This window comes from Acidovorax sp. M14 (genome assembly GCF_049331375.1).
Lineage (GTDB): Bacteria > Pseudomonadota > Gammaproteobacteria > Burkholderiales > Burkholderiaceae_C > Acidovorax.
Genome location: NZ_CP186263.1, coordinates 2,087,668 through 2,105,425 on the forward strand (window position 1 = coordinate 2,087,668; position 17,758 = coordinate 2,105,425).

A 17,758-nucleotide genomic window follows, 5' to 3' on the forward strand; every position below is an offset into this window, starting at 1 on the left:
TCAGGCTTTCAGTCCACCCGCCACCATGTGGGCAGCAGCGCACGCACTTGTGCCTGTGCAAACCGGTCATCCATCAGGTGCACTACGCCTTCATCGCTGGGCGTGCGGATCACGCGGCCCGCGGCCTGCACTACCTTTTGCAGGCCGGGGTACAGGTAGGTGTAGTCGTAGCCCGCGCCAAACAGCGCCTGCATGCGCTCGCGGATCTGCTCGTTGACGGGGTTGAGCTGCGGCAGGCCCAGCGTGGCCAGAAAGGCGCCAATGAGGCGCTTGCCCGGCAGGTCGATGCCCTCGGCAAACGCACCGCCCAGCACGGCAAAGGCAATGCCCTGGCTGCTGTCGGTGAAGCGGCCCAGAAATTCGCGCTGCTCGCCTTCCAGCATGCGGCGCGACTGGCACCAGTACGGCACATCGGGGTGCTGCTGCGCAAACAGCGTGGCCGCCTGCTGCAGATAGTCATAGCTGCTGAAAAACGCCAGGTAGTTGCCGGGCAGCGCACGGAACTGCTGTGCCATCAGCGCCGCAATCTGTGCTAGCGATGCCGCGCGGTGCGGGTAGCGCGTGGAGATGTGGCGCGCCACCTGCACCTGCAGCTGTTGCGCGGCAAAGGGCGATTCCACGTCCACCCACACATGATCGTCGGGCAGGCCCAGCAGGTCGGCGTAGTAGCGCGCGGGCTGCAGCGTGGCCGAAAACAAGGTGCTGGTGTGTGCAGCTGCGAGGCGCGGTTGCAGAAAGGGTGCGGGCACCACGTTGCGGATGCAGACCACGGAATCGCCGGGCTTGAAGGTACGGTGGTGGGTGTGGGTGGCAGAAGCCTGGGTGACGTCCACCATCGAATGCGCATCCAGCAGGTCGGCCATGCGCTGCAGGTGCAGGGCGTCGAAGTAGAAGGTTTGCAGCGCACCGTCCGGCTCGCTGGGATGGTCTGTGAAGTGCTCTGTCAGGGTGGTGGTGCACTGTTGCAGCGCGGCCAGCAGCTTGTCGGGGAAGGCTTCGAGCACCGTGTACGGGGCCGGGTGTGCCTTGTCCAGCGCCACCCAGGCGCGGCGCATCTTGTCCAATGCCTTCTTCACCGGCGCGTGCTGCGCAGCGGTGGGGCTGCTGCGGGCCTGGGCCAGGGCGGCGGGGTGCAGCTCGGCGGTGAACATCTTGCGTCCGCGCTCCACCAGGTTGTGGGCTTCGTCCACCAGCAGCGCCGTGCGCCACTGGTTGGCCTGGGCCAGGCCGTGCAGCAGCCCGCCCAGGTCAAAGTAGTAGTTGTAGTCGCCCACCACCACATCGGCCCAGCGGGCCAGCTCCTGGCTCAGGTAGTAGGGGCAGACATCGTGCTGCAGGGCCACCTCACGCACGCGGGCTTGTTGCAAAGCGGGGGCGGTTTTTCCTTCGATATTGGTGGCCACCGCAGCGGCGCGTGCGGCAGGCAGCCGGTCGTAAAAGCCCCGGGCGAGCGGGCAGGATTCGCCGTGGCAGGCCTTGTCGGGGTGCTCACAGGCCTTGTCGCGCGCCACCAGCTCCAGCACGCGCAGCGGCAGCGCGGGAGCGCTGTTGGACAGGCGCGCCAGCGCATCCAGCGCCATCTGCCTTCCCGAGGTTTTGGCGGCCAGAAAGAACACCTTGTCGATGCGCTGCGCAGGCGCGGCCTTGAGCAGCGGGAACAGCGTACCCATGGTCTTGCCAATGCCCGTGGGTGCTTGGGCCAGCAGGCAGCGGCCCGCGACTGCCGTCTTGTACACGGCCTCGGCCAGCGGGCGTTGGCCGGTGCGAAAGTCGCCAAACGGAAATGCCAAGGTGGTCAGCGCCGCATCGCGTGCCGCGCGGTGGGCCATCTGCTGTTCGGCCCAGGCAATGAAGCGCTGGCACTGGGCCTCGAAGTGCTGGCGCAGGTCAGCCGCGCTGCAGCGCTCGGTGAACACCGTCTCTTGTTGCGTGCCCACGTCCAGATACACCAGCGCCACGTCGATGTGCGCCAGCTGCTCCTGCTCGCACAGCAGCCAGCCATACACCTTGGCCTGCGCCCAGTGCAGGTGGCGGTGTGATGCGGGCTGGCGGTCCAGCCGCCCTTTGAAGGTCTTGACCTCGTCGATGCGCCGCTGGGCCGGGTCATAGCCATCGGCCCGGCCCCGCACACGCAGGCTCTGGTAGCTGCCACTCAGCGAAACTTCAGCGCGGTAGCCCGCGCCTCGGCGCGATGCAGCCACCGCATGCCCTGCGATGCCCTCCAGCGCGGTGGGCGCAGGCGTAAAGCGCAGGTCCAGGTCACCCTGCTTGGCGGTGAACTCGCACAGCTCGCGCACCGCCACGGTGTAGGTCATGGCGCGGAGTGGGGGCTGTCGATGGCGGGAGCGGACGCTTCACCCAAATGCGCCTGGGCCGGGTCTTCCTCACTGCGCAGCGGCGTGGCCTTGCACAACGCCATCCACACAGAAAAGGGCAGGGTGCAGCGGTTGTGCCTCGCAGGGCGCAGCAGCTCAAAGCGTCCGTCCTCCACACTGCCGTGCAGCACCCAGATGCCGAAGTGTTCGGGGATCTCATCAGGCTCGGCAATGCCGGCCGGGAAGACGTAGTAGCACTCCTCGCACAGCCACTGGTAGGCCTGCCGCTTTGCGTCGTGCCGCAGGTCCGACAGCAGATCGGCCCGGCTCGCCTTCACCTCATGCACCATGGGTTGCAGGTAGGCGGGCACGGAGGTGTTGCGCACCGAAAAAAGATCGGGCCGCGCCATGCGCCACACATTGGCGGCGGCGCGGGCTGCGGGGGTTTGGTCATCCTCGGCCCACAGCGGAGCCATCGCGGGTGTAGTGTTGGCGGGCGCATCAGCGGTGGCCGCAGGCGGCACCCCATCCCCCACCGGCACGCTGTCGATCACCGCACGCAATGAAAGCTCTGTCCACACGATCCGCCCCGAAGCCAGCAACTGTGTCGCAAATTTTTGTCCCAGCCGGTCGTGCAGGCTCAGCGCCCGCACGCTGCGCTGGCGGGCCTGAGCCATCGTGCGGATGCCTTCGTCGGTGAGGCGCAAGGTTTCACAACCATCCGGCGCAATGTGCAGACTGATGAGGCCCGCTGCCAGCAGGTCAATCTCCAACCCATCCTTGCACGGCCACCCCGCCGAGCGCCAGATCTGCATGAGGCGGGTGCGGTGAAAGCGGGTGATGGGGATGGCGGATGGGGAGTTCGAAGTGGGGGAGGGCAGCGCCGTCATGGCAGGATGGGAGGGCTGGCGTGGCACTGATTTTAATCACAGTGTTTGGCGGATGCTGCTTTTTGTAGTCGGAGGGGGACGGCCGAAGCATTTGAGTTGAATTGGCCTCTGCCGCTCTATACATAAGCGCTAACAGCTATTGAAATAGGAGCATTCTCGCCATGACATTCCGCGAGAGAAGGAATGAGTCTTCCGGGGCTTGGATGAGGATGCTCCCGCCCTGCGGGATGCAAAAGGTGAAAGCGGGCGCTCAACGTCAAAGATCAGTGGCGACCGCCAAGCCGTCCGCTGGATCGGCTTGTTAGCCCATATAGCACTATTCTCGCCTCGTCTGCCAAATGCGGACAGTCCCGGGATTGAGAATCTGGGTCTAGCCAATCGCATGCATCGTATAGCCCACCAAGCCAGTCTGGGTAATCGTATATCTGCTCAATTGGTGAGACCATTCTGCATAAATACCATGGATCACATTCGCCATCGATGTATTCACGCAGGCGCTTACCGAACCACATCTGTGCATACCGAGTGGCCTTGGGAGAACGGATATCAAACTCAGGCCACATTGAATCGATGAAGCGTTTCAGAATAGGCCCTGCTTGCTCGCGAGATTCACGGCGCCCCGGATTGAGAGATATCAGTTCAAGCAGGATCTCATTGTCTGCGTGCCAATCAAACTTCGGAACTTCACGCACAGCCCACTCAATTAGTCCCTGGTCATCCAGATAACTAAGCTCGTGGGCGATCCAAATCGGCAGTGGGCTATCTGTATCCATTGGCTGGGAGGGCTAACGCAATGTAGACCGCACCAACCCGCAGGCCATATTTGGCGCTTGCGGTGTAAATTGGTACGCGAAAAGCGCAACAAGGGTCCTGCAGGCTAGCTGTACGGCACGTCCGCTGCATATAGATACAGTACTAAATTTGGCCATGAAACCCGCTGCCCCTGCTGTGTTGCGCGCCACAAGGTTGCTAGATCAATTCTGTGAGCGATTTCTTTACAAACACTATAGCCTGAGCATGGGGCAGCGCCACGCCATGGCGCTGTCTATCGTCAGACGACGGCTTTTTGGCAGTGCACTGACCGACTGCTCTGGGCGGAAGGTGGACATCTGTGCCCGGGTCGCTACTCCAATATGAGCGCGACGCCGCCGATGACACATGCCAGTCCGCAGACACAGAAGGCTAACCCCATGAGTGAAGCGAGCGAAGAGCCTTGAATGAGCCAACTCGTTCTTACGCGAAGCTCAACGTGCTCAGGCAGTTCGGGAGCTCCAGCACCATAAACCCGCTCCGCGACCTCACGGCTCGAAAGGCGCTTTGTCCTAAGCGTACCGATGGCATCCCACCCCATCCAGAGCAATACGGCACCGAGGCCAATCCAAATTAATCCCATCGGCTCACCCCATCAAGACAATGCTCGGTACGGGGCACGCCGACAAAGAAAGGTGCCGCGGTTCCTCTGGGATGCAACACCGTGCACAGCAAAGAAGTTCTTTGTGTGATCGATTGCAATGGTGACAATGAAATCCATGGTCTTCCCCTTCCTACAAACAGGTGAGTTGATGAGAGATCGGCGTTCCCATCGCGGTCCCTGGATGCCTTATCCCGCAAGTGCATGGTTCACTTGGGACGGAGGGGGCGCTTTCATTCCTTAGGCGCATCGGAACTGTCATGCCAACCCTCTCATCATTTGTACTAATCGCGCTTGGCGTCTATGCATTTGTATTTCTAGTGACAAGACTGGCCCAGTCCTCGAAGGAATTCAAGCAACAACCGCCTGCAGATCAAGAGCGCGCTCGCAAAACGTTCCGGTGGTCTCTGATTTCTCTCCCATTCGTTCTGGCCGGGACGTATCTCCTCTTACTGGCGCCACCGGGCGTAATTCGGATGCTGCCCGTGTTCCTCTATCTTCTACTCTGGGGTGTCGCGATGTGGCTGTTGTGGAGAAGCTATCGACTTGGAGTCCGACGAGACGAGCGCCTTGTAAAGTCACTTTCAGGCAAGCCGCTGCGTAATTCAAACGCACTCGTGCGAACCTTCGCTCTGGCCAATTTCATGCTCGCTGCAGGCTATATAGCAATTCTCATTGCGATACCCGTTCTTCGCCTGCCGATGAATAGTTGGGCTCCACTCATCAGCATTATCTCGAGCTGCTACACCATTTTCATGTGGCGTCAGGAGCGGAAGCATGCAGCATAGACTTTCCGTCAAGCAGACCTGCCTTCTGTAACCCGCTTGAGTCAAACGTTGAGTACCTGCGTTCAACTGCTTCTACCGACTGCTCCTGGAAAATAGCACTCATTCATTTGCGGTTGGTGTACGACAGCAACCCGCCTAAAGCAGCTCACTACCGCTGAAGCAGCTAGCAAGGCTCCCCCCCTCACCACTCCGCAAAACTCCCATCCCGATGTCGCCACACCGGATTCCTCCACCGGTGCCCTTCTGCCGCGCGCTCGCGCACATACTCTTCGTTCACTTCAATCCCCAAGCCCGGTCCGTTCGGGATGGCGACCATGCCGTCCTGGTACGCAAACACCTCGGGGTTGGACACATAGTCCATCAGGTCGTTGGCTTGGTTGTAGTGGATGCCAAGGCTTTGCTCCTGGATGAAGGCGTTGTAGCAAACCGCATCCAGCTGCAGGTTGGCCGCCAGGGCAATGGGGCCCAGCGGGCAGTGCAGCGCCAGGGCCACGTCGTAGGCCTCTGCCATGCTGGCGATCTTGCGGGTCTCGGTGATCCCGCCTGCGTGCGAGGGGTCGGGCTGGATGATGTCGGCGTAGCCGCCTTGCAGCACGCGCTTGAAATCCCAGCGCGAGTACAGGCGCTCGCCCAGGGCGATGGGGGTGGATGAGATGCGGGCGATCTCCTTCAACGCCTCTTCGTGTTCGCTCAGCACAGGCTCTTCGATGAACATGAGCTTGTAGGGCTCCAGCTCCTTGACCAACACCTTGGCCATGGGCCGGTGCACGCGGCCGTGAAAGTCCACGCCAATCCCCACATTCGGCCCCACGGCCTCGCGCACGGCGGCCACGTTTTGAATGCAGCGCTCCACCTTGTCGTAGCTGTCCACGTACTGCACCTCTTCGGTGCCGTTCATCTTCACGGCCGTGAAGCCGCGCGCCACGGCGGCCTGGGCAGCGGCGGCCGTCTCGCTGGGGCGGTCTCCGCCAATCCAGCTGTAGACCTTGATGTGGCTGCGCACATTGCCACCCAGCAGCTCGGACACGGGCACGCCCAACGCCTTGCCCTTGATGTCCCACAGGGCCTGGTCGATCCCGGCCAGTGCGCTCATGTGTACGCCGCCGCCCCGGTAAAAGCCGCCCCGGTACAGCACGGTCCAGTGGTCTTCGATGTGGCGTGGGTCTTTGCCAATGAGGTAGTCGGCCAGTTCATCGACCGCAGCGGCCACGGTGTGCGCGCGGCCTTCCAGCACGGGCTCGCCCCAGCCAGTGATGCCTTCGTCGGTTTCGATTTTGAGGAAGCACCAGCGCGGCGGGACGATGAACGTGGTGAGTCGGGTGATCTTCATGGGGGATGGGCAGTCGGTTCAGAAGTGCTGGGTTGTCTGGAACGAGTAGGGGGGCGGTTCAGGCCGTGGCGGGCGCTGTGCCAAAGGACGCCTGCCACGCCCGCGCAAACGCTGCAGCTTTGTGCGCCACCTCGGGGGCCTGGTCACCGGGCCGGTACAGGGCCGAGCCCAGGCCAAAGCCGCTGGCGCCTGCTGCCGCGTAGGGCGCGATGCTCTCAGGCGCGATGCCGCCCACGGGCACCAGCGCCATGGGCGGCGTGATGACGGCGCGCCAGGCCTTGAGCACATGGGGCGGTAGCGCCTCGGCGGGGAACAGCTTGAGCATGTTGGCGCCCGCTGCCAGCGCGGCATAGGCCTCGGTCAGCGTGGCCACGCCGGGCGCGCAGGCCATGCCGGCAGCGCGGGCGGCGCGGATCACATCGGGGTCGCTGTGGGGCATGACGATGATCTGCCCGCCGGCTGCCGCCACATCGGCCACGGCATCGATGGAGAGCACGGTGCCTGCGCCCACGAGGCAGTCGGCTGGCAGTGCATCGCGCAGCGCGCGGATGCTGGCCAGCGGCTCGGGCGAGTTGAGTGGCACTTCAATGATGCGAAACCCCGCGTCGTACAGCGCGTGGCCGATGGCCACCACCTCGTGCGGCTGCACGCCGCGCAGGATGGCGATGAGCCCGCAGCGCTGCAGGATGTGGAACAGGGCTTTGTCGATGGGGTTCATGCAGCCAGACTCCCGGCGGTGAAGGGGTGTGAGGAGGAGGGTGCGGGCGCAACGACCAGCCCTGCCGCCAGTGCGATCTGCCACAGCCCGGTGGCCGTTGCTTGCGTGGAGATGGTGGGGGCGGCAAAGCCGTAGGTCTGCAGCGCGACGGCGTAGCGGCGGCACAGGTCGGGCTCACCGCAGAGCACCAGCGTTTGTGGTGTTGTTGGGGTTTGATCCTGTGCGCGTGCCAGGCTGACCACCTCGTGCCCGATCAGCAGGCCCGAGAGGTAGTCCGCTTGCGCGGTAGGCGCCAGTGCGCCGGTCAGCCCCAGCGTGCGTGTGCTGAAGATGTGCGAGAGCAGTCCCAGCGCGGCATCGCTGCCCCGCGCAACCTCCAGCCCGCGCGCAAAGGCATCGTCGTCCGGTGCCGCTGCAGCCTGCATGGTCTTGCCCAAAATCGTGTGGCCGCGCAGTGCGGCAAACACCTCGCCGGTCATGAAGGTGTGGAACTGTTCGATGCGGCCCCGGCGTGCCAGCACCCATTTGCTGTGGGTGCCGGGCAGGCCGATGAGCACGGGCGCATCCGCAGGTTGCTCAAGGCCTGCCAGCACCCCCAGCACCTGGGTTTCTTCGCCGCGCATCACGTTGGGCAGCGCGCCCTGCTGCAACAGGCCCGGCACGATGTGCAGCGGCGCGCCGTCGCGCCGCTCCACCAGCGTCAGGCCCCGCGCCAGTGCATCGAGCGAGGTGGGCGTCGGCAGGTACTTGGCCTCGCGCCAGCCCTGGGCGCTGCCCACCATGCCGCAGGCCAGCAGGGGCAGGCCGGGTGCGGCGGCCAGCCAGTCGCCGCAGGTGTCTTGCAGTGCGCGTTCAAACGCGGCGCCGGGCTCGCCGTCTGCCACGTTCGCGGTGGCGGGGGGCAGGTTCATGATGCCCCAGGGGCGGTGCCGCGTCTCCAGCACCTCGCCATGCGCGCCCATGCGGAAGGCGCGCAATGCGCTCGTGCCCCAGTCCAGGGCAATCAGGCCCGCCTCGGCGGGCACCAGATAACGTGCAGGCACCATGGGTGTCCTGCTTAACGCGCCCAGCGCAGCACCAGCGGGTCCAGCCGCCGTGCGATGTCGATCAGGCCGCGCCGCACTTCGGGGTGCATGGCCGGGAAGGGGTGGCGGCCTGCCTCGCAGGCGATCACGCCGCCTTCCTTCATCAGTGCCTTGGCCGTGAGGATGCCGCCCTGGCGGTTTTCGTGGTTGATGAGGGGCAACCAGCGCTGGTAGAGCGCAAACGCCTGGTCCATGTCACCCTGGCGGTGGGCTTCGATGATGGGGCGAATGCCGTCGGGGAACGCACCGCCCGTCATCGCGCCCGTGGCGCCCGCATCCAGGTCGGCCAGCAGGGTGATGGCCTCTTCGCCGTCCCACGGGCCTTCGATGGCGTCTCCACCCAGGCGGATCAGCTCGCGCAGCTTGCTGGCGGCGCCGGGCACTTCGATCTTGAAGTAGGCCAGGTTTTCAATCTCCTGCGCCATGCGCGCGAGAAAGGGGGCGGACAGCACGGTGCCGCTGGCGGGTGCGTCCTGCACCATGATCGGAATGCGGATCGCGTCGGACACACGGGCATAGAACTCGTAGATCTGCGCCTCGGGCACGCGGAAGGTGGCACCGTGATACGGCGGCATGACCATCACCATGGCCGCGCCCATGTCCTGCGCGGCGCGGCTGCGCTCGGCGCACACGCGGGTGCCGTAGTGGGTGGTGGTGACGATGACCGGCACGCGGCCCGCCACGTGCTCCAGCGATGTGCGGGTGAGGACTTCGCGCTCGGCATCGGACAGCGAGAACTGCTCGGAGAAGTTGGCCAGGATGCAGACGCCGTCCACCCCAGCGTCGATCATGAAGTCGAGGCAGCGCTTCTGGCTGTCGAGGTCGAGTGTGCCGTCCTCATGGAACGTGGTGGGCACGACGGGGAAGATGCCTCGGTAGCGAGGGTTCTGGAGGGAATGGGTGGCTTGCATGACGGGAGCGGGTAAGAATTTGAGTGAAATGTGCCTATAGCGCTAGTCGAATATGCACTGGCAGCTATTGAATTTGTAGCGATTGACTGCGACGAGCGTCTCAAAGGGCACATCAATGCGAGTGGCGGGGCACAGCAGCCCCCCGGCAGCCGACCAGGAAGTCAAAGTCGCAGCCATCGTCCGCCTGCAGTACGTGGTCCACGTACAGGCGCTGGTAGCCGCCGCGTCCGCCGTTGTCGGTGCCCGCCAAGGCAGCCAGGCGCGCGGCCAGTTCCTCGTCGCTGATATCCAGGTGCAACCGGCCGTTCTCGCAGTCCAGCTCGATGAAGTCGCCATCGCGCACCGCAGCCAGGGGGCCGAGTGCAGCAGCCTCGGGCGCTACGTGCAGCACCACCGTGCCGTAGGCCGTGCCGCTCATGCGCGCGTCGGAGATGCGCACCATGTCCTTCACGCCCTGACGCAGCAGCTTGGGTGGCAGACCCATGTTGCCCACCTCGGCCATGCCGGGGTAGCCCTTGGGGCCGCAGTTCTTAAGCACCATCACGCAGCTTGCGTCGATGTCCAGGTTTTCATCGACGATGCGCTCCTTGTAGTGCTCCAGGTTCTCGAACACCACCGCACGGCCCCGGTGCTTGAGCAGCTCGGGCGATGCGGCCGAGGGCTTAAGCACCGCGCCACGCGGCGCCAGGTTGCCGCGCAGAATGCAGATGCCGCCGTCGGCAATCAGCGGGTTGTTGATGGGGCGGATGACCTCGTCGTTGTACTGCGGTGCTTCGCGCACGTTGTCCCACAGGCTCTTGCCGTTGACGGTGAGCGCGTTGGGGTGGGGCAGCAGGCCGTTCTCGCCCAGGCGGCGCAGCACGGCGGGCAGGCCGCCCGCGTAGTAGAACTCTTCCATCAGGAAGCGGCCCGAGGGCTGCAGGTCCACCAGCGTGGGCGTGCCACGGCCAATGCGCGTCCAGTCCTCCAGGTCCAGCTGCACGCCGATGCGGCCTGCGATGGCCTTCAGGTGGATGACCGCATTGGTCGATCCGCCGATGGCGGCGTTGGTGCGGATCGCGTTCTCGAACGCTTCGCGGGTCAGTATCTTGGAGAGCGTGAGCCCTTCGTGCGCCATCTCCACAATGCGCTTGCCAGACATATGGGCCAGCACATACCGGCGCGAGTCTACGGCCGGTATGGCCGCGTTGTGCGGCAGCGAGGTGCCCAGCGACTCGGCCATGCAGGCCATGGTGCTGGCCGTGCCCATGGTGTTGCAGGTGCCGGCGGAGCGGGACATGCCCGCCTCGGCCGCAAAGAACTGGTGCTCGTTGATCTCGCCCGCCTTCAGCGATTCGTGCAGGCGCCATACGGCGGTGCCCGAGCCGATGTCCTTGCCGTCAAGCTTGCCGTTGAGCATGGGCCCGCCCGTGACCACGATGGCAGGCACGTCGCAGCTGGCTGCGCCCATCAGAAGCGCGGGTGTGGTCTTGTCGCAGCCCACCAGCAGCACCACGGCGTCGATGGGGTTGCCCCGAATGGCCTCTTCCACATCCATGCTGGCCAGGTTGCGGGTGAGCATGGCCGTGGGGCGCAGGTTGGACTCGCCGTTGGAGAACACCGGGAATTCGACGGGGAAGCCGCCTGCCTCGTAAATGCCGCGTTTCACATGCTCGGCGATCTTGCGAAAGTGGGCGTTGCACGGGGTCAGCTCGGACCAGGTGTTGCAGATGCCGATCACGGGGCGGCCGTCAAAAGCATGGTCGGGGATGCCCTGGTTCTTCATCCAGCTGCGGTACATGAAGCCGTTTTTGTCGGCGGTGCCGAACCATTCGGCGGAGCGAAGTTTGCGCTTGGGGGTGGTCATGGTGGGGTGCGAGAGAAAGGGGAGAAATGAAGGTTCAACGGGCCTTGCCCGAGCGGCGCGAGAGCAGCCGCTGCAGCAGACAGAAAGCGAACAGCAGCACACCAACGACGATGCGCGTCCACCAGGAGCTGAGCGTACCGTCGAAGGAAATCAGGGTCTGGATGATTCCGAGCATGAGCACGCCAAACAGCGTGCCCGCCACATAGCCCACGCCACCCGTGAGCAGCGTGCCGCCAATGACCACGGCGGCAATCGCGTCCAGCTCCATGCCCACGGCATGCAGGCCGTAGCCCGACAGCATGTAGAACGTGAACACCACGCCCGCCAGCGCCGAGCAAAAACCCGAGAGCGTGTAGACGCCAATGAGCGTGCGGCGCACCGGCAGGCCCATGAGCACGGCTGAGTGCTCGCTGCCGCCCACCGCATACACGCTGCGGCCAAACGGCGTGCAATGCGCCACAAACAGGGCCACCAGCAGCACGGCGATGGCGATGAGCGCGCCCAGCGAGAGCGATGCGCCTTCCCACAGCGGCAAGCGCCACTGGGCCAGCTCGGAGTAGCCCTCGTGCGTGATGCTGATGGAGTCGATGCTGATCAGGTAGCACAGCCCGCGCGCCAGGAACATACCCGCCAGCGTGACGATGAAGGGCTGCAGCCGAAAGCGCTCGATAAGGAAACCCATGAACGCGCCAAACGCGGTGCCCATGAGCAGCACCAACGGGATGGCGACCATCGGGTTCCAGCCCCGGTGCTCCACCAGCGCGGCCAGCACCATGGTGGTGAGCGCCACCACAGACCCCACCGAGAGGTCGATGCCTCCCGACAGGATCACGAAGGTCATGCCCACCGCAACGATGATGAGGAAGGCGTTGTCGATCAGCAGGTTGAGAAACACCTGGGCCGAGAAGAACCCGGTGTACAGCATCGAGCCCAGCGTGGCCATGGCCACGAACAGCGAGATGGTGGCGGCCAGCGGCAGGTACTTGGTGTTGAACCGCGCGCGCGCATTGGCGGTCGGTGGGGCAGGGTGGCTCACGCTGCTGAAGCCTGCAGTCTTGGGCACGGCGCTCATTGCAAGGCTCCCGCGCCGGGGCGGCGTGCCAAGGCGCCCACTTGCGCCCGGAACTCGGGCGACTGCAGCAGCATCACGATGAACACCACCACGGCTTTCACCACCAGGTTGATCTCGGGCGGCACGCCCAGCGAGTAGATGGCGTAGGTCAGCGTCTGGATGATGAGCGCACCGATCACGCTGCCCACCAGGCTGAACCGGCCACCGGTGAGGGCGGTGCCGCCCAGCGTGACGGCCAGGATGGCGTCCAGCTCCAGCAGCTGCCCGGCGTTGTTGCCGTCGGCACTCTTCACGTTGGAGCTGATGAGCAGCCCCGCAATGCCCGCGCACACGCCGCAGAACACATAGGCCGCCACGATGAGTCGCCCCGCCTGAACGCCCGCCACGCGCGCTGCCGTGGGGTTGATACCCACCGCCTGGATGAACAGGCCCAGCGCCGTGCGCGTGATGGCCAGGTACAGCACGGCAAAGACCACAGCCACCACAAATAGCGAGAACGGCAGCCCCGCCAGGTACCCGCCGCCCATGAAGAAGTAGGGCGTGTAGTAGATGGTGATGATCTGCCCGTCGGTGATAAGCTGGGCAATGCCCCGGCCTGCCACCATGAGGATCAGCGTGGCAATGATGGGCTGCATGCCCACCTTGGCCACCAGCACGCCGTTCCACAGCCCGCACAGCAGTGCGATGCCGATGGCACCCAGGATGGCGACTGGGAGTGGGAACCGGCTCTCGGTGCCCGACACCGAACCGCCGATCAGCCACGCGGCCACGGCCGCTGCAATGGCCACCGTCGCGCCCACCGAGATGTCGATGCCGCGCGTGGCAATCACAAGCGTCATGCCCAGCGATACCAGCACCAGCGGTGCAGCGCGGTTCAGGATATCGATGAGGCTGCCGTACAGGTGGCCGTCGCGCCATTCAATGTGCAGAAAGCTGCTGTTGAAAACGGTGTTCACGATCAGCAGCAGCGCCAGCGTGATCAGCGGCCAAGCCAGGCGGTGGCGCAGCAGCGCCACCAAGAGGGAAGGGGAACGTTCAGACATGTTCTGCAGCAATCAGGTCGTAGACGGCGTCTTCGCTGCTGCCCGCAGGCAGCTCACCCACCTTGTGGCGGTCGCGGAGCACCACGATGCGGTGCGCCACGCGCACCACCTCGCTCATTTCGGAAGAGATGAACAGCACGGCCATGCCCGCCTGCGCCAGGCGCAGGATCTGGTCCATGATTTCTTGCTTGGCGGCCACGTCAATGCCGCGCGTGGGTTCGTCCAGGATGAGCAGGCGCGGCTCGATGGCCATCCACCGCGCGAGGATGGCCTTTTGCTGGTTGCCGCCCGAGAGCAGGCCGATGGGCTTGTCCACCGTCTCGGTCTTGATGCCCAGCAGCTTCACGTAGCGTTCGGCCAGCGCCGTCTGCTCGGCGCGCGAAAGGAATTGGCCCACGCCCATGCGCGCCTGCAGCGCCAGCGCAATGTTCTCGCGCACCGACAGCTCGGCCACGATGCCGTCGGTCTTGCGCTCCTCGGGGCAGAGGGCCAGGCCATGGCGGATCGCGTCCATGGGGTTCGCAAACTTGACCACCTGCCCGTCGATGCGCAGCGCGCCCCGGTCGGGCTGCTCCAGACCAAACAGCAGACGCGCCAGCTCGGTGCGGCCCGAGCCCAGCAGCCCGGCCAGACCCACTACCTCGCCCGCGCGGATCTGCAGGTCCAGCGGCTGCAATTGCGTGTCCTGCCCCAGGCCCTCGGCTTGCAGCAGCGTGGCCTGGCGGTCGTCCACGGCGGGTGCTGGTGCAGGTTGCTCCGACGCAGCGGCCAGGTCCCGGCCCAGCATGGCAGCAATCAACGCCTGCGGGCTCAGGTCCTTGGCCAGCCACTCACCCACCCAGCTGCCATTGCGCAGCACGGTGATGCGGTCCGACACGGCATACACCTGGTTCAAAAAGTGCGTCACAAAGACGATGGAAAGCCCCTCGCTGCGCAAGCGGCGCAGCACCTCAAAGAGCTTTTGTACCTCGTCGTCGTCCAGGCTGGAGGTGGGCTCGTCCAGAATCAGCACGCGTGATTCGATGCTGAGTGCGCGCGCAATCGCCACCAGCTGCTGCACGGCCACCGGGTAGTCCGACAGCAGGCGCGTCACGTCAATCTGAAGCCCGATGCGCGCCACCAGATCGCGGGCGCGCTGGTGCAGCGTGGCCCAGTCGATGCGAAAACCCTGCGCAATGCCGCAGCGCGGGTAGCGGCCCGCAAAGATGTTCTCGGCCACCGAGAGGTTGGGGCAGAGGTTGACCTCCTGGTACACCGTGCTGATGCCCAGGCGCTGAGCCGCCAGCGGCGAATCGGGCCACACGGCCTCATTGCCCAGCCGCATCTGGCCGCCGCTGGCTTCCAGCACCCCCGTCAGCACCTTGATCAGCGTGGACTTGCCCGCACCGTTTTGCCCCATCAGCGCATGGATCTCGCCGGGGTAGAGGTTGAGCTGCACATCGCGCAGTACAGGGATGCCCGCAAACTGCTTGTGGATGCCCGAGAGCTGCAGCACAGGCGCGGCAGCAGGGGCGTGAGCGGTGGATGCGTCCATGGCAGCCGTCATGCCTTGTTCTTGTTGTAAACGTCTACGAGCACGGCGGCCAGCAGCACCACACCCTTGATGACCTGCTGGTAGTCGATGCCGATGCCGAGGATGGACATGCCGTTGTTCATCACGCCCATCACAAAGGCGCCGATGACCGCGCCCATCACCTTGCCCACGCCACCCGAGGCCGATGCGCCGCCGATGAAGCAGGCTGCAATCACGTCCAGCTCAAAACCCAGGCCCGCCTTGGGCGTGGCGGTATTGAGCCGCGCCGCAAACACCAGCCCGGCCAGGGCCGCCAGCACGCCCATGTTGATGAAGGCGTAGAGCGTAAGCCGCTCCGTCTTGATGCCCGAGAGCTTGGCCGCCTTCTCGTTGCCGCCCATGGCGTAGATGCGGCGGCCGATGGTGGTGCGGCTGGTGACAAAGTCGAACAGCACGATCAGCAGCGCCATCACGATGAGCACATTGGGCAGGCCCTTGTACGAGGCCAGCAGGTAGCTGAAGTACACCAGCAGCCCGCCAAACACCACGGTGCGTGCAACGAACAGGCCCGCAGGTTCTGTCTGCACGCCATGGCGCAGGCGGTTGGCGCGCTGGCGCAGGCCACCCACGGCCAGCGCCGCAGCCACTGCGGCGCCCAACAGCAGCGAGGTCATGCGCAGCCCTTCCACGTTGAACAGGTCGGGGATGAAGCCCGAGCTGAGCATCTGGAACGCCGAAGGGAACGGCCCCACCGACTGACCCGCCAGCAGCGCCAGCGCCAGGCCCTTGAACACCAGCATGCCCGCCAACGTGACGATGAACGACGGAATGCGTGAGAAGGCCACAAACCCGCCTTGAAGGGCGCCGATGAGCCCGCCGCACAGCAGGCACACCAGCGTGGCCGGTACAAAGTGCCAGTTGTATTCGACCATCAGCACCGCTGCCAGTGCGCCGATGAAGCCACACACCGAGCCCACCGACAGGTCGATGTGCCCGGCCACGATGACCAGCAGCATGCCCAGCGCCATGATGACGATGTAGCTGTTCTGCAGCACCAGGTTGGTCAGGTTCAAGGGCTGCATCAGCGTGCCCTCGGTCATGTACTGGAAGAAGCCCATGATGGCCACCAGCGTGATCAACATGCCGTATTCGCGCAGGTTGTGCTGCAGGTGCTGCAACAGCGATTTGTCGTGCCGCGCCGCTGCTGTCGGGCTGCCGTCGGCCAGCGTGCTGGCGGGGGGATGGGTAGTCTGGCTCATATCAACTGGCTTTCACAATCGCTCGCATGATTCGTTCTTGGGATGCCTCGGCCGTGGGCATCTCGGCCACAAAGCGGCCTTCGTTCATCACATAGATGCGGTCCGTGATGCCCAGCAGCTCGGGCATTTCGGACGAGATCACGATCACGCATTTGCCCTCGGCCGCCAGCTGGGCGATGAGGGTGTAGATCTCGTACTTGGCGCCCACGTCGATGCCGCGCGTGGGCTCGTCGAGGATGAGCACTTCGGGGCTGGTGAACAGCCATTTGCTCAGCACCACTTTTTGCTGGTTGCCGCCCGAGAGGTTCAGCGTCTTCTGGTCCACGCCCGAGCAGCGGATGCGCAGCTTTTCGCGGTAGTCCTGTGCCACGCGGTGTTCCTGGCCGCTGTCGATCACGCTGGCGAACGACACGCCTGGCAGGTTGGCCAGCGAGGTGTTGAACTGGATGTCTTCGTTCAGCACCAGGCCATTGCCCTTGCGGTCTTCGGTCACATAGGCCAGGCCGTGGCGCACGGCCTTTTCCACCGTGCTCACGTCGATGGGCTGCCCGTGCAGCCGCACTTCGCCACTGATGCGCTGGCCCCAGGAGCGGCCGAAAATGCTCATGGCCAGCTCGGTGCGGCCTGCGCCCATCAGGCCCGCAATGCCCACAATCTCGCCGCGCCGCACATTCAGGTCGATGCCTTTGAGGTGCTCGCGGTCGCTGCGCTGCGGGTGGTGGGCGCGCCAGTTGCGCACCTCAAAAACAATGTCGCCCACTTGCGGCTGGCGCTGGGGGTAGCGGTCGCTCATCTCGCGGCCCACCATGGCCTGGATCACGCGGTCCTCGCTCACCGGGCCTCCGCGGCAGTCCAGCATTTGTACGGTGCTGCCGTCGCGCAGCACGGTGATGGCATCGGCCACGCGCGAGATTTCGTTGAGCTTGTGCGAGATCAGGATGCAGGTGATGCCCTGGGCTTTCAACTCCAGCAGCAGGTCCAGCAGGGCCTGGCTGTCGTTCTCGTTGAGGCTGGCGGTGGGCTCGTCCAGGATCAGCAGGCGCACCTTGCGCGACAAAGCCTTGGCAATCTCCACCAGCTGCTGCTTGCCCACGCCCAGTTGGCCCACCGGTGTATCGGGCGATTCGCGCAGGCCCACCTTGTGCAGCAGCGCCTGGGCGCGGCTGTGGGCGGCCATCCAGTCGATGACGCCGTGCCGTGCGGTTTCGTTGCCCAGGAAGATGTTCTCGGCAATCGACAGCAGCGGCACCAGCGCCAGCTCCTGGTGAATGATGATGATGCCCAGGTGCTCGCTGTCGCGGATGCCTGCAAACTCGCGCTCTTGCCCGTCGAACAGGATCTGGCCGCTGTAGCTGCCATGGGGATACACACCCGACAGCACCTTCATCAGCGTGGATTTGCCCGCCCCGTTTTCGCCGACGATGGCATGGATCTCCCCGGCCTGCACCTGCAGGTTGACCTGGTTCAGCGCCACCACGCCGGGGAAGGTTTTGCGGATGTTCCGCATTTCAAGAAGCATGGTCTCTCAGTCTGTTGGCGGGGCCTTTGGCCCCATCCCGGTTGCAGGCCGCCTGCGC

The 17,758-nt window shown here is 64.8% G+C and carries 12 protein-coding genes; all 12 read right to left on the reverse strand.

Going from position 1 to position 17,758, the window contains the following annotated elements:
- Positions 1–8: 8 nt before the first annotated feature.
- Positions 9–2,315, reverse strand: coding sequence for an ATP-dependent DNA helicase (locus ACOYR4_RS09610; protein ID WP_422849367.1), 2,307 nt, complete (start codon positions 2,313–2,315; stop codon positions 9–11).
- On the reverse strand, positions 2,312–3,205 hold the full coding sequence (locus ACOYR4_RS09615) for a hypothetical protein (RefSeq protein WP_422849368.1): 894 nt from the start codon (positions 3,203–3,205) through the stop codon (positions 2,312–2,314). Before ACOYR4_RS09615 ends, ACOYR4_RS09610 begins: the two co-directional genes overlap by 4 nt.
- Positions 3,206–5,585: 2,380 nt before the next feature.
- Positions 5,586–6,734: a galactonate dehydratase gene (gene dgoD, locus ACOYR4_RS09620; RefSeq protein WP_422849369.1), complete on the reverse strand. Its 1,149-nt coding sequence runs from the start codon at positions 6,732–6,734 to the stop codon at positions 5,586–5,588.
- A 58-nt stretch (positions 6,735–6,792) separates the two neighbouring features.
- Complete coding sequence (locus ACOYR4_RS09625) at positions 6,793–7,452, reverse strand: 2-dehydro-3-deoxy-6-phosphogalactonate aldolase (RefSeq protein ID WP_422849370.1); 660 nt, start codon at positions 7,450–7,452, stop codon at positions 6,793–6,795.
- On the reverse strand, positions 7,449–8,498 hold the full coding sequence (locus tag ACOYR4_RS09630) for a 2-dehydro-3-deoxygalactonokinase (protein ID WP_422849371.1): 1,050 nt from the start codon (positions 8,496–8,498) through the stop codon (positions 7,449–7,451). The genes ACOYR4_RS09625 and ACOYR4_RS09630 overlap by 4 nt, the downstream gene beginning before the upstream one ends.
- 11 nt (positions 8,499–8,509) lie before the next feature.
- Positions 8,510–9,448 (reverse strand): dihydrodipicolinate synthase family protein, encoded by a 939-nt coding sequence (locus tag ACOYR4_RS09635; RefSeq protein ID WP_422849372.1) that lies wholly within the window; start codon positions 9,446–9,448, stop codon positions 8,510–8,512.
- A gap of 112 nt (positions 9,449–9,560) precedes the next feature.
- A complete protein-coding gene (locus tag ACOYR4_RS09640; RefSeq protein WP_094290549.1) occupies positions 9,561–11,294 on the reverse strand; it encodes an IlvD/Edd family dehydratase in 1,734 nt (577 codons plus the stop codon).
- 34 nt (positions 11,295–11,328) lie between these two features.
- Positions 11,329–12,366 carry a galactofuranose ABC transporter, permease protein YjfF gene (yjfF, locus tag ACOYR4_RS09645; protein WP_422849373.1) on the reverse strand — a complete coding sequence of 346 codons (1,038 nt, stop codon included), beginning with the start codon at positions 12,364–12,366 and terminating at the stop codon, positions 11,329–11,331.
- Positions 12,363–13,409 (reverse strand): ABC transporter permease, encoded by a 1,047-nt coding sequence (locus tag ACOYR4_RS09650; RefSeq protein ID WP_422849374.1) that lies wholly within the window; start codon positions 13,407–13,409, stop codon positions 12,363–12,365. Before ACOYR4_RS09650 ends, yjfF begins: the two co-directional genes overlap by 4 nt.
- Complete coding sequence (locus ACOYR4_RS09655; RefSeq protein WP_422849375.1) at positions 13,402–14,955, reverse strand: sugar ABC transporter ATP-binding protein; 1,554 nt, start codon at positions 14,953–14,955, stop codon at positions 13,402–13,404. Before ACOYR4_RS09655 ends, ACOYR4_RS09650 begins: the two co-directional genes overlap by 8 nt.
- Positions 14,952–16,181 (reverse strand): multiple monosaccharide ABC transporter permease, encoded by a 1,230-nt coding sequence (mmsB, locus tag ACOYR4_RS09660; RefSeq protein ID WP_422849376.1) that lies wholly within the window; start codon positions 16,179–16,181, stop codon positions 14,952–14,954. The genes ACOYR4_RS09655 and mmsB overlap by 4 nt, the downstream gene beginning before the upstream one ends.
- 1 nt (position 16,182) lies before the next feature.
- Positions 16,183–17,700 carry a multiple monosaccharide ABC transporter ATP-binding protein gene (gene mmsA, locus ACOYR4_RS09665; RefSeq protein WP_422849377.1) on the reverse strand — a complete coding sequence of 506 codons (1,518 nt, stop codon included), beginning with the start codon at positions 17,698–17,700 and terminating at the stop codon, positions 16,183–16,185.
- Positions 17,701–17,758 lie beyond the last annotated feature (58 nt).